This is a genomic window from Azorhizobium sp. AG788 (assembly GCF_943371865.1).
In the GTDB taxonomy this organism is placed as follows: Bacteria; Pseudomonadota; Alphaproteobacteria; order Rhizobiales; family Xanthobacteraceae; genus Azorhizobium.
In genome coordinates this window covers 23729-36892 of sequence record NZ_CALRWL010000030.1, presented here as the reverse complement: position 1 = coordinate 36892, position 13164 = coordinate 23729, and the positions used below count along the sequence as shown (strand labels likewise).

The 13164-nt window shown below is 65.4% G+C and carries 9 protein-coding genes; 4 read left to right on the top strand and 5 right to left on the bottom strand.

Annotated features, from left to right (window positions below; genetic code table 11):
* From otnI to AAG816_RS17110, 4 genes are all read right to left on the bottom strand, one after another.
* Nucleotides 1-780 (bottom strand): 2-oxo-tetronate isomerase, encoded by a 780-nt coding sequence (gene otnI, locus AAG816_RS17125; RefSeq protein ID WP_341990874.1) that lies wholly within the window; start codon nucleotides 778-780, stop codon nucleotides 1-3.
* 238 nt (nucleotides 781-1018) lie between these two features.
* Entirely contained in the window at nucleotides 1019-2794 is a 1776-nt protein-coding gene (gene gcl / locus AAG816_RS17120) for a glyoxylate carboligase (RefSeq protein WP_341990873.1), read from the bottom strand.
* 190 nt (nucleotides 2795-2984) lie between these two features.
* Entirely contained in the window at nucleotides 2985-3848 is an 864-nt protein-coding gene (locus tag AAG816_RS17115; RefSeq protein ID WP_341990872.1) for a hypothetical protein, read from the bottom strand.
* Between the two features lie 625 nt (nucleotides 3849-4473).
* Nucleotides 4474-4920: an Rrf2 family transcriptional regulator gene (locus AAG816_RS17110; protein WP_341990871.1), complete on the bottom strand. Its 447-nt coding sequence runs from the start codon at nucleotides 4918-4920 to the stop codon at nucleotides 4474-4476.
* A 402-nt stretch (nucleotides 4921-5322) separates the two neighbouring features.
* Here AAG816_RS17110 and AAG816_RS17105 point away from each other — a divergent pair, with 402 nt between their 5' ends.
* Nucleotides 5323-6363: a hypothetical protein gene (locus AAG816_RS17105; RefSeq protein WP_341990870.1), complete on the top strand. Its 1041-nt coding sequence runs from the start codon at nucleotides 5323-5325 to the stop codon at nucleotides 6361-6363.
* Between the two features lie 109 nt (nucleotides 6364-6472).
* On the opposite strand, the gene AAG816_RS17100 is transcribed toward AAG816_RS17105, so the two are convergent.
* Nucleotides 6473-7417 carry a LysR substrate-binding domain-containing protein gene (locus AAG816_RS17100; RefSeq protein ID WP_341990869.1) on the bottom strand — a complete coding sequence of 315 codons (945 nt, stop codon included), beginning with the start codon at nucleotides 7415-7417 and terminating at the stop codon, nucleotides 6473-6475.
* A gap of 131 nt (nucleotides 7418-7548) precedes the next feature.
* Between AAG816_RS17100 and katG the strand changes: the two genes are divergently transcribed.
* The 3 genes from katG (at nucleotide 7549) to AAG816_RS17085 (ending at nucleotide 12231) form a co-directional block, all read left to right on the top strand.
* On the top strand, nucleotides 7549-9813 hold the full coding sequence (gene katG, locus AAG816_RS17095) for a catalase/peroxidase HPI (protein WP_341990868.1): 2265 nt from the start codon (nucleotides 7549-7551) through the stop codon (nucleotides 9811-9813).
* A gap of 646 nt (nucleotides 9814-10459) precedes the next feature.
* Nucleotides 10460-10867, top strand: a complete 408-nt coding sequence (crcB, locus tag AAG816_RS17090; RefSeq protein ID WP_341990867.1) for a fluoride efflux transporter CrcB — start codon at nucleotides 10460-10462, stop codon at nucleotides 10865-10867.
* Nucleotides 10868-11244: 377 nt separating this feature from the next.
* The gene (locus AAG816_RS17085) at nucleotides 11245-12231 is read left to right on the top strand and encodes an alpha/beta hydrolase (protein WP_341990866.1); all 987 of its coding nucleotides are present in this window, start codon (nucleotides 11245-11247) and stop codon (nucleotides 12229-12231) included.
* Nucleotides 12232-13164 lie beyond the last annotated feature (933 nt).

Below are 13164 nucleotides of genomic sequence, written 5' to 3'. Positions count from 1 at the left end.
TCAGCCCTTGTAGGGGGCGAACCAGCCCATGCCGTCGTCGGTGCCGGCCTTGGGCTTGTATTCGGCGCCGATCCAGCCCTGGTAGCCGGCCTCGTCGATGACTTTGTAGATGAAGGGATAATTGATCTCGCCGGTGCCCGGCTCGCCGCGGCCGGGATTGTCCGCCAGCTGGATATGCTTGATGCGGGGCATGAGGGCGCGCAGCGTGGGCGCCAGATCCCCCTCCATGATCTGCATGTGGTAGATATCGTACTGGAAGAACAGATCGTCCGCGCCCACCTCGTCCAGCAGCGCCATGGCCTGCTTGGAAGTGTTGAGGTGGAAGCCGGGGATGTCGCGGGTGTTGATGGCTTCGGCCACCAGCGGAATGCCGGCCTTCTTCATCTCGGCGGCGGCGAACTTGAGGTTCGACACCAGGGTCTCGTGCACCTTTTCCGCCGGCACGTCCTTGGGGGTGAGGCCCACCAGCACATTCAGCGTCTGGGTGCCAAGCGCCTTGGCATAGTCGATGGCGGTGCCCACGCTGTCCTGGAACTCGCCAACCCGGTCCGGCAGGGTGGCGATGCCGCGCTCGCCATTGGCCCATTTGCCGGCGGGCAGATTGTGCAGCACCTGGGTCAGGCCATGCTTGTGCAGGCGCTCGGCCAGTTCTTCCTTGGGATAGTCGTACGGGAACAGATATTCCACGCCCTTGAAGCCGGCATCGGCGGCCTTGGCGAAGCGGTCGAGAAACTCATGCTCGTTCCAGAGCATGGTCAGGTTGGCTGCGAACTTGGGCATTCACCTCTCCGTTGGCTGAGCCGTGGTGTATCGGCCTTTGGTTTTGGCCTGGTGATGGGGTGTTGGGGATGGGAGCGATGGCGGCGCGGCGTCCCCAGGATCGGGTCCGCCGGGCGGCATCTTGGCCGGACGCGCCGTCTGCCGCAATCAGTCCGCCGCCCCGGTAGCGCCATAAGCGCTCCGGGGCGTGCGGGAATGGTGCGGGCAGGGGGATCCGCGCAGGCGCTGGGGGGCGCGCCTATTCGGCCGGCTCCAGCTGGACCACCTTCTGCGGCGGCAGGTCGAGGATCTCCTCGAACTCGTTCACCTTGTCGATTTCCACGCCCATGGCGATGTTGGTGACCCGCTCCAGGATGAACTCGATCACCACCGGCACCTGATGCTCGGCCATCAGCTTTTCAGCCCGGGCAAAGGCGTCCTTGAACTCGTTGGGGGTGCGCACCCGGATCGCCTTGCAGCCCAGGCCCTCGGCCACCGCCACATGATCGACGCCATAGCCGCCGACCTCGTCGGAATTGATGTTGTCGAAGGCCAGCGACACCTCGAAATCCATCTCGAAGCCGCGCTGCGCCTGACGGATCAGGCCGAGGTAGGAATTGTTCACCACCACATGGAGGTAGGGCAATTTGTGCTGGGCGCCCACCGCCAGTTCTTCCACCATGAACTGGAAGTCGTAATCGCCCGAGAGCGCCACGATCTTGGCATCGGGGCGGGCGGCGCGCACGCCGAGCGCCGCCGGCAAGGTCCAGCCCAGCGGGCCGGCCTGGCCGCAATTGATCCAGTTGCGCGGCTCATAGACCTTCAGGAACTGGGCGCCGGCGATCTGCGACAGGCCGATGGTGGTGACATAGGTGACGTCGCGGCCCAGCGCCTCGTTCATCTCCTCATAGACCCGCTGCGGCTTCAGCGGCACATTGTCGAAATGCGACTTGCGCTGCATGGTCTGCTTGCGCCCGAGGCATTCGTCGGCCCACTTCGACCAGTCCGGCAGCTTGCCGGCGGCCTTCCATTCGCGGGCGACCGCGATGAACAATTCCAGCGCCGCGCCGGCGTCCGAGACGATGCCGAAGTCCGGCCCGAACACCCGGCCGATCTGGGTCGGCTCGATGTCCACATGCACGAATGTGCGGCCCTTGGTATAGACCTCCACCGAGCCGGTGTGCCGGTTGGCCCAGCGGTTGCCGATGCCGAGCACGAAGTCGGACGCCAGCATGGTGGCATTGCCATAGCGATGCGAGGTCTGGAGCCCGCACATGCCGGCCATCAAGGGATGGTCGTCGGGAATGGTGCCCCAGCCCATCAGGGTGGGGATGACCGGAACGCCGGTCAGTTCGGCGAATTCCACCAAGAGATCGGCGGCGTCCGCATTGATGATGCCGCCACCGGAGACGATGAGCGGGCGCTCAGTGGCCGCCAGCATGGCGATGGCCTTCTCCGCCTGGGCGCGGCTGGCCTTGGGCTGGTAGACCGGCAAAGGCTGGTAGGTGTCTTCGTCGAACTCGATCTCGGCCATCTGCACGTCGATGGGCAGATCGATCAGCACCGGGCCGGGACGGCCCGAGCGCATGACGTGGAACGCCTGCTGGAACACCATCGGCACCAGCGCGGGCTCGCGCACGGTGACCGACCATTTGGTGACCGGCTTGGAGATGGACTCGATATCCACCGCCTGGAAATCTTCCTTGTAGAGGCGGGCGCGGGGGGCCTGGCCGGTGATGCACAGGATCGGGATCGAATCCGCCTGGGCGGAATACAGGCCGGTGATCATGTCGGTGCCGGCGGGGCCGGAGGTACCGATGCACACACCGATATTGCCGGCCACCGCGCGGGTGTAGCCCTCGGCCATGTGGGAAGCGCCTTCCACATGGCGCGCCAGCACGTGGCGGATGGAGCCGCGCGCCTTCATGGCGGAATAGAACGGATTGATCGCCGCGCCGGGAACGCCGAAGGCGCACGAAATGCCTTCCTTCTCCAGGACACGAACGGCAGCATCGACAGCACGCATGCGAGCCATGGCGTTTTCCTCCGACCCGGTTTCGGGCCTTATTTGGTTGACTTGCATACTGTATACGCCGCGGCGCTTTGCGCTTCTATGGCAAGAAACGGCATCACATTGATGCCCTGCGGGCAATAATCTTGCCGCCGCCGCGCCTCGTTCGGGGCCGAAGCCGGTTCCGGCGCGTGACCCCCTCAGCGATCCGATGTCAGGGCAGGGCGGCGCAGGCCGCGTGGAAGCAGTGCCCGATCACCGCCAGCTTCTCCGCCTGATAGGCGTCATATTCGGCGACAAAGCCCGGCGACACCCACAGCACCGACTGGCCGCGCTTGCCGGTCCACCCCAGGCTGCCCATGTCCTCGGCCTGCCGCAGGTTGCGCACGAGATGGGTGCGCGAGATCCGCAGCGTCGACTGGAGCTCGCCATAGGCGCTGAAGCCGGTGGGAACCTGGGTCGCGCCGGGCGGGATATCCGGCAGCGTGCCCATCAGCCGATCCATCAACAGCCCGCCTTCATTCAGCCAGGTGAGCAGGGAGAACGTGCCGGAGGGCGGGGCGCAGAAATTGGATTGCAGCAGGGCAGAGACAATGCGGGGATGGGTGCGCGCCAACAGGGTGGGATCGCGGTTGAAGGCCTCGGCGCGATGGCCGCCGTCCAGATGGTCCAAGGTCGCAAGATGGAGTCCAAACCACCGGGCGATCGCCTCATAAGCGAGATCGGAGAGGACGATGGGCCGGCAGCGGCGATCCTGGCGCGGGGGCCCGTCGGCGGCGATGTCGTAGCGGATCATCTCCTTGACGAAGGCATCGGCGGTGTTGCGGCTGGCGATGGTGTGGCGGCCGATGTGATGGAGAAATTCGCTCAAAAGAACGGTGCCGTCGGCGCTCTGGAAGGCGAGCGACAGGAACACCTGCCCCATCATGTAGCGCTGCTGCGCGGCGAAGATCGAGGACAGCCGTGGCATGTCGGTGTGCAGGGACAGGAAGCCCGCGGCCAGCGTGCGCAGCGCGGCCCGCAGGTGGCCGCTGGCAAGAATCTCCGCGGGCGTGGGGGACAGGTGCGGCACGGTCACTTTCATCGCCGGTGCGGTTGCTGCGGCGGGTGGCAGGTTGGCGGGACGCGATCAATAGCGGGTTTATTCCGGGGGCGCGATGCCAGGGGGCGATGGGACGCCGGCCTGGTGATGGTACTGCGCCTCGGCTGCACCCGGTGGTGGTATTGATCGCGGTCTCAGTGTGATGCCCCCAGACAGACCCAAAAATGGTTGTTTCAGCCGCGCCGTCAAGGCTTGTCAGCGCCCGGCACCTTGGGCACAGAGGCCGGCGGGAGACGATCCCCTCCGGGTCCGCGGCACGCACCAGGAGGGGCGATTTCCCCTCCTGGCGAGATGAAGAACGCCACGGCTTTGAATACGTGCGGTCGTTGAAGCGCACCCGGTGCTGCCTGTGCGGGGGCTGGGCCGGGGGGCGGGGCGGCGTAAAACGGCGCGCGTTCGCTGGGGCCACCGGAGCCCCTAAATCCGGTGGCCCCAGCTCGATACCGTCGGGCCCGGCCGCAAAAGGCCGGCAAAAAGCCGGATGTCGGCGACTGCCGGTGGCGTGCACCGGCCGGCGGTCGCACCGGCCCAGCGGGAGCCGGATCGGTCCCGGTCGCGTGACCGCGTCTTGCCCCGGTCCCGTCCCCCAGGGCGCCCGACCTCAAATATAGTCGACGAAGGCGGCGAGCGGATCCTGCCGCAGGTCGCGCATCTGGGTGAGGGTATAGGTGTCCAGCACGGTGCCCATGGCATCGCGCACCTTCACCATCAGCCGGCGCACTTCGCAGGCGGCCAGATTGCAGTCCTCGCACGGCACGAAGGCGTTGCGGCTGGCGCAGGGGAGGGGGGCGAGCGGGCCGTCGAGCGCCCGGATCAGGTCGCCGACGATGATCTCCTCCGGCGGGCGGGCGAGCTTGTAGCCGCCGCTCTTGCCCTTCTTGGAGGTGAGGAAGCCGGCATTGCGCAATTCGCCCAGGATCACGTCGAGGAACTTCTTGGGGATCTGATTGGCGTCGGCGATTTCGGCGACCTGATTGGTCTCCCCCGGCGCCAGACGCGCCAGATGTACCGCAGCCTTCAGGCCATACTTGCCCTTTTTGGTCAGCATTTCATGCCCCTCGCCGGGGATATGGGCAAAAATCCTTGTGGCGTCAACATCACCACCGCCAAACCGGCCCAGGGACAGAGCGGATCGCGGATGTCCCGCCCCGAACGCGCTGGGGGCCCACGCGCCCGGCATCGGATTTCCTTCACTGTCCGCGTCATGCAAGCCATTTGCACCCGCCCCTTCGAGGCCGTGCCGCATCGTGGCGGACATGGGCGGGCGTCCCCCGGCAATGTCGAGGGTGCGTTGCGTCTTTCTTCGCCGATCGGTCGTTAGGGGCTATGTGCTGTTCCGGGAGCATCCTTCCCGTCGCGCCTTCGTGCGCGGCCGGACCGCTCGATGAGAGATCATTTGAAAATGCAAACCCATCCAAATCCTTGGCGTCGTGCGCTCGGTCCTCGCCCGATGCGTCTGCTGGCCCTGGGCGTGGCGCTTTCGATCGTTGCGCTCGCCACAAGCTGGAGTTCGGCGCGCGCGAGCAACCTCCCGCCGCCGCTGTCCCGGGACGCCATGGTCGGGTTTCTCGCCCAATGCATCGAGACGGGGCCGGACGGCTTGCCGCGCTTTGGCGACCAGGCCCGCGATCTCTGCCGCGCCCATGAACTGACCGCAACCGAGCCCATGTCCTGGCGCAAATTCGACTGGCCGGGCCAGGATGACCCGCGCTCGTTTCCCATCGGCTATCTGGCCAATGATGCGGTGGTTCTCAGTTCCGGCCCCAACCCCCTGATCGCCCATATTGCCGACTTTGGCGACACCGCACGCCAGTTCCGCCGGTTCGATGCGGGGAAGGGCGACGGCGGCCAGGTGGTGCAGATCATCGACGCCGCCGCTTATGGCATCATGACCGAGGATGGCGGGGCCGGGTACCAATGGTTCATTGGTCCGGCCTGTCGCGGCCCCGCCGGCGGACTGGAGCGGTTCAAGAGCTGGCTGTTCTTCGCCGCAGATGTCCCCGCCGGCGCGTGGCGGCAACGGATCGCGGAACTGGCAATGGCCCGTTCGGCCGCGGGATGTTCGCCCGGGTTTGCGAAATCCTTGACGCGCTATCGGCTGGAGCCGATCGAAGTTCCCCTGTTCGCGGTGCGCGACGGCAAGCGCCAGCCCATGACGGTGCGCGTTTCCACCATCGTCTCGGAGCATTTCGGCCGCGACACGATTCCGAGCGCCGACCATCTCGAACGCTTCTTCTTCGGCAAGGGCCTGGGGATGTATCGCTGGGAGCGGTGGGAGCAGCGCGGGCGCAGCTTGAACCCGGAGATGGAGCAGCAGGCCGCGCACTTCGCCCGATCGGGCCGATGCCCCGCCTTGCCATTCTCGGTCCCGCCCGCGAGCGGATGGGTGCTGACCGATTGCCGGATGTGGACCAATCTCGTCCGCCAGGATGATCCCTGGCACGCGGCGGACTTCGGCTGGCCGGGCCAATTGGAAGGTCTCTTGCCCTAAGGGAGCCTTGCCTCGGTTTAAACGCCCCCGGCGGCAGCCGCGCCGCGCGCGGCAGCGGGGCGAGCTGGAGGCCCCGAAGCCACGACCGTCGTCCCCCGGTTCGGGGGCGTCAGGTCGGACCGGGGGCGGCCGGCGGATTCGCGCCGTGCTGACCGTGCAGGGTGCCGGTCGCGTGGCGGATGACCTCCGACATCTGCAGCAGCTGCTTCGCCAGCGGACTGGTCTTGCGCCAGACCATGCCGATGGTACGCGACGGCTGGGGATCGCTGAAACGCGCCACACAGACGGAGGCCGAGCGTGTTTCCACCGCCAGGGCCATTTCCGGGATCAGCGTCACGCCGATGCCGGCATCGACCATCTGCACCAGGGTGGAGAGGGAACTGGCCTCCAGAAAGTCGCGCAGCGGCGTGGCGCGCATGTCCACATTGCAGAACGACAGGGCCTGATCGCGAAAGCAGTGGCCTTCCTCCAGCAGCAGCAACCGCATTTCGCGCAGCGCTTCGGCGGCCGGCACCGGCTTGTCCGCATCCGCCGCCGGCCGGACCAGCACGAAGCTCTCGGTGAACAGCGGGGTCTCGGTCAGGGCCGGTTCGGAGACCGGCAAGGCGACGATGGCGGTGTCGAGCCGCCCCTCCTGCAATTCCTGAATCAGCCGCGGCGTCTGGGTCTCGCGCACGTGAATGTCGAGACCGCTGTATTGGCGGGCGAGATTGCCGAGCAGGGTGGGCAACAGATAGGGCGCGACGGTGGGGATCACGCCGATGCGCAGCCGCCCCATCAGCTTGTCGCCGGAGGCCCGCGCCAGATCTCCCAGTTCGTCGATGGCGCGCAGAATGTCGCGGATGCGCAGCGAAAATTCCTCGCCGAATTGCGTCAGCCGGACCTGGCGCGCACTGCGCTCGAACAGGTCGGTGCCGACCTCTTGCTCCAACTCCTTGATCTGCATGGACAAGGCCGGCTGGGAGATGCCGCAGGCTTCCGCCGCATGCCGGAAGTGCCGATGGCGCGCCAACGCCTCGAAATAGCGCAGCTGACGGAGGGTGAGATTTTTCATAACCTCAGCTTATCATCGCGATCAGTAAATCGGAATTAATCTAATGAAAGAGATTTGCTAAGACCCCTGAAGGCGGAGCCCGAGATTGGTAGATTGTCACCATCTTTCCGCAGCCTGAACCGGAGGGAAGCATGAACGAGACAACTGACGTGAGCACGGGAAAATGCCCGGTGGCCCACGGCACCGGCGGCACCCAGAACCGTGACTGGTGGCCCAGCCAGCTCCGTGTCGACCTTCTCAACCAGCATTCGGCGAAGTCCGATCCGCTGGACCCGGCGTTCGACTATCGCGAGGAATTCAAGAAGCTCGACTACCAGGCGCTGAAGAACGACCTGCGCCATCTGATGACCGATTCGCAGGAGTGGTGGCCGGCGGACTTCGGCCATTACGGCCCGCTGTTCATCCGCATGGCCTGGCACAGCGCGGGCACCTATCGCCTGGCCGATGGCCGCGGCGGCGGCGGCCGTGGCCAGCAGCGCTTCGCCCCGCTCAACAGCTGGCCGGACAACGTCAGCCTCGACAAGGCCCGCCGCCTGCTGTGGCCGATCAAGAAGAAGTACGGCCAGAAGATTTCCTGGGCCGACCTGATGATCCTCACCGGCAATGTGGCGCTGGAGACCATGGGTTTCCGCACCTTCGGCTTCGCCGCCGGCCGCGCCGATACCTGGGAGCCCGATCAGGACGTCTACTGGGGTCGCGAGACCACCTGGCTGGGCGGCGACCTGCGCTATGCCCACGGCTCCGAGGGCGTGACGAAGCCGTCCGGCGAAGCCGTGCTCTCGGCCGATGACGATGCCGACGGCAAGGTGCATTCGCGCAATTTGGAGAAACCGCTCGCCGCCGTGCAGATGGGCCTCATCTACGTCAATCCGGAAGGCCCGGACGGCAATCCGGACCCGCTGCTCGCCGCCTTCGACATCCGCGACACCTTCGCCCGCATGGCGATGGATGACGAGGAGACGGTCGCCTTGATCGCCGGCGGCCACACCTTCGGCAAGACCCACGGCGCCGGCCCGGCCGACAATGTCGGCGCCGACCCGGAAGGCGACGGACTGGAAGCGCAGGGCCTCGGCTGGCGCAGCAGCTTCGGCACCGGCAAGGGCGGCGATACCATCACCAGCGGCCTCGAGGTCACCTGGACCCAGACCCCGGCGCAATGGAGCAACTTCTTCTTCGAGAACCTGTTCAAGTTCGAATGGGAGCTGGAGAAGTCTCCGGCCGGCGCGCATCAGTGGGTGGCCAAGGACGCCGGCGACGTGATCCCCGACGCCCATGTGCCGGGCAAGAAGCACCGCCCCACCATGCTCACCACCGACCTGTCGCTGCGCTTTGATCCGATCTATGAGCCGATCTCGCGCCGGTTCCTGGAGAACCCGCAGGCCTTCGCCGAAGCGTTCGCCCGCGCCTGGTTCAAGCTCACCCACCGCGATCTTGGCCCGCGCTCGCGCTATCTGGGGCCGGAAGTGCCCCGGGAAGTGCTGATCTGGCAGGATCCGGTGCCGGCCATCGATCATCCGCTGATCGATGATACCGACGCCGCCGCCCTCAAGGCCAAGATCCTGGCCACGGGCCTGACCGTCTCCGAGCTGGTCGGAACCGCCTGGGCCTCGGCCTCCACCTTCCGCGGCGGCGACAAGCGCGGCGGCGCCAATGGCGCCCGCATCCGCCTCGCCCCGCAGAAGGACTGGGAGGCCAACCAGCCCGCGCAACTGGACAAGGTGCTCAAGGCGCTGGAGCGTATCCAGGGCGAGTTCAATCTTGGCGCCACCGACGGCAAGAAGGTCTCGCTGGCCGATCTGATCGTGCTGGCCGGAAATGCCGGCGTGGAGCAGGCGGCCAAGGCCGGCGGCCATGATGTGGCGGTGCCGTTCACCCCGGGCCGCACCGACGCCTCCCAGGCGGAGACGGACGTCGCCTCCTTCGCCTGGCTGGAACCGGCCGCGGACGGCTTCCGCAACTACCAGAAGGCCGGCCATGCGGTGCCGGCCGAGGTGGCCCTGATCGACAAGGCGCAGTTGCTGACCCTGACCGCGCCGGAGACCACCGTCCTGATCGGTGGCCTGCGCGCCATCAATATCAATGTCGGCGGTGCCACCCACGGTATCCTCACCGACAAGCCCGGCGCGCTGACCAACGACTTCTTCCTCAACCTGCTGGACATGGACACGCAGTGGAAGGCGGTTTCCGACGCCAAGGACATCTATGAGGGCCTGGATCGCAAGACCGGCGCTCTCAAGTGGACCGGCACCCGCGTGGATCTCGTGTTCGGCTCGAACTCGATCCTGCGCGCCCTGGCCGAGGTCTATGCCAGCGCCGACGCAGGCGAGAAGTTCGTGAAGGACTTCGTCGCCGCCTGGACCAAGGTGACCAACCTCGATCGCTTCGATCGGGCCTGATCCCCACTGATCGCCCCGACTGTCCCATTTCGGTGGGCGGTCGGGGCTGTCGGTCCCATGTCGGTCTCACGTCGGGACCAACCGGTGCGATGCCGACGATCCGTCGGCATCGCGTGTCGAAGGCGGCATGCCTCGAGAGTGCAACGCCTGCGATCGGCCAGTGCGAAGCGCCGCGCGCCGCCCGTTGCGGACACCAATATTGCCCTCGCGCGCGCATTCCCCACGAGCAGGCCGAAAGCCCATTCCCGCCCCTGGTGGTGGCGTCCGCTCCATCTCCCAGTCCACATCCGGTGACGGTCGCAGCTGATGCAATGCGATGTGATCCGCACCGTCGGCTGACATCGGACGATCACGGCTCGAAGCACAAGCCAGCCTGCCACCTCCGGCCCGGACAGTTGAAGCGCTGCCCATGCGCGCGCTGAATGAGGCACTGCGGACCTCTGGACCATCCGCACCCGGACCGCTGGTGATGTGGAGGGCATCGACGCGTTTTTCTCGGCGTTGCTATCGATGTTCTAATATGCCCCATACCTTCGTTCAAGACTGAAAGCTCTACGTAGAATTTCACCCCCCTGCCTCGCGTGCGAATTTCGCACCGTGCCGCACGCCTACGAACTCGCGCGGACGTCAGCGGAGAGGTGGAACTATGCTCACATACGGATATGTCGCCATCGGTGGCGCAATCGGCTCCATGATGCGCTTCGGCCTCAATCGCTGGCTCTCATCATTTCTTGGCGATGCATTCCCGTGGGGAACGATTGTCATCAACGTAAGTGGGTCGTTTGCGATCGGGCTGTTTGCGGCTTTTTTCGCGAGCAATACGCGGCTGGAGATTCCGCTCGAATATCGCCAACTTGTGCTCGTCGGCCTGTGCGGCGGCTTCACCACATTCTCGTCTTTCAGCCTTCAGACGCTGGTATTGCTTCATTCAGGCGAGGCGGGCCGCGCGATGGTGAATGTCGTGCTGTCCGTCGTGCTTTGTCTCCTCGCCGTCAGTCTCGGCTACATGTTGCCGAGCGCTCTCAGCGCGGGAACGAGGAGTCTGGGCGTATAGAGGCGGCGCGCGTCATGCGCGCGAACCGTATCGCCAAGACCTCGCGCTCCGGGTGGCAAGGGGGGCCATGAGAGCAGCCCCGATGCGAATGACCCGCGACAGCCCGGGATCCAGCGCTGCCCCTCCGGTTCGCACCTCCCGTGGGCACGGCGACAGGGAGCCGGCACGCGCCCGTCATCCGGAGCCGATCCCTCCTGGGTCCGGCGCCTCCATGCCGCGATTTCTCCTGCGCACGCAGGAACGGTCTGCCTTTGGCGCGCCTTCATCATTCATCCATTTCATACCTATGTATTACAGAACAGACCGAATGGTGGATGTCTTGAAAATAAGCGCATGTGTAATGTTCATCCATTACTTCACAAATGGAGGCATTGAACATGGACCAGCAAGTATCCCCGCCCGCATTCAAGCCGAACCGTCGGGCGATGTTCGGCGCAGCCGCTCTGCTGGGGGCAATACCCCTGTTCTCGCGCGCAGCGTCGGCTCAGGATGCGAGCGGTCGCTCAAGCCGGGAGCGCGACGAGGGAAGTGCGTATCTGACCACCCGGGACGGAACGCAGATCTACTATAAGGACTGGGGCCCGAAGGATGCTCAGCCCATCGTGTTTCACCATGGTTGGCCGCTGTCGTCCGACGACTGGGATGCCCAGCTCCTGTTCTTCGTCGCAAATGGGTATCGCGTCGTCGCGCATGATCGGCGCGGCCATGGTCGCTCGACGCAGGTGTCGAAGGGCAACGATATGGACCACTATGCAGCCGATGCCTCGGCCGTGGTTGAGCATCTCGACCTGAGGAATGCGGTCCATATCGGTCACTCCACCGGCGGCGGCGAAGTCGCCCGCTACGTGGCGCGGTATGGCCAGCCGCAGGGTCGCGTCGCGAAGGCGGTGCTGGTCAGCTCCGTCCCTCCGATCATGCTCAAGACCGCAGCCAATCCCGGTGGTACGCCCATCGAGGTGTTCAATGGGTTTCGCACCGCGCTCGCAGCCAACCGCGCCCAGTTCTATCTCGATGTGGCGTCCGGTCCGTTCTACGGCTTCAACCGGCCTGGCGCGAAGATCTCCCAGGGCATCATCGACAATTGGTGGCGCCAGGGAATGATGGGTGGGGCGCTGGCGCAATATCAGGGCATCAAGGCCTTCTCGGAAACCGACCAGACCGACGACCTGAAGGCCATCACGGTGCCCACCCTGATCTTGCAGGGCAGCGATGACCAGGTGGTCCCATATGAGGACGCTTCTCTGCTCCAGGCCAAGTTGCTCCGGAACAACAAGCTCAAGATCTACCCCGGCTATCCGCACGGCATGTTGACGACCCACGCTGACGTCATCAATCCGGACCTGCTGGCGTTCGTGAAGGGCTGATCGGCATCCACCCGTGCGTGGTCTTTCACCCGTGTGAAACGCACCCGCACGCATAGGACCGCAACGCGCGCTTTCCCGCCCATGCCGGCGGGAAAGCCGTGTCCGCAGCACGCCCAGGGTCGCTGCCGCGGCCATGCCCGCTATGCGGCGTGATGTGTGGCGAGAGATCCCTTTAGGCCCATCAGGCTCTCCCAGGCCTGACGCTGACAATGCTGCCCAGAATTGCGCGGCCGGATCGTCTGTAGATTTGGGCCTGCCCTTCAGGGTGTTGCTATTTGTTGGGGGGGGGGCGCCGTTCGCCGACCGACATGGGCGCCAGCGGAAAATCTCCGCATGCATATGCGCCGAATCCGCATGCTTGGCTCGTTGTGCGTACTCAACGAGTACCGGAAATGTACGAGCATAGCACTGTTATTCGATCCCATTCCAAATAGATCTGTAGCAAGGTGCAATATGAGAATACCGTTACTCTCAGTCCTGCTCATTCTCACCGCAACGGCAGAAGCCCATGCGCTACCTGCGGCCTATAAATTGACATGCTCAGCGGCCGCAGCGCTGGTGAGCCAGCGCGGCGCGGTGGTGATGGAGGATTCACCATCCACGTATCAGCGCTATGTTTCCGATTCCCGTTACTGCTACGTCGAGAACATGCTCCGCCCCGAATGGATCGCCACGAGGGACAATTCCGCGTGTTTCGTTGGCTATATCTGCGCACAGAGAGAACGCTAGGGATTGCTGCCGGCTGCCGCGCGCTCGCGCCGCCGTGCCATAGCGAGCGGTGCGATCACGAGCATTTCCATCTGTGACTTCCCGCAGGGACACGGGGCACTGGCGGTGGCCTGCTGGAGGTGTGGTGCCTGCGATCTCCCCTGGACCCGCGAGCGCTGGCGATCCCGTTCCTCCCTGCTTTGCGTTGCCACCGCACCGAACGCG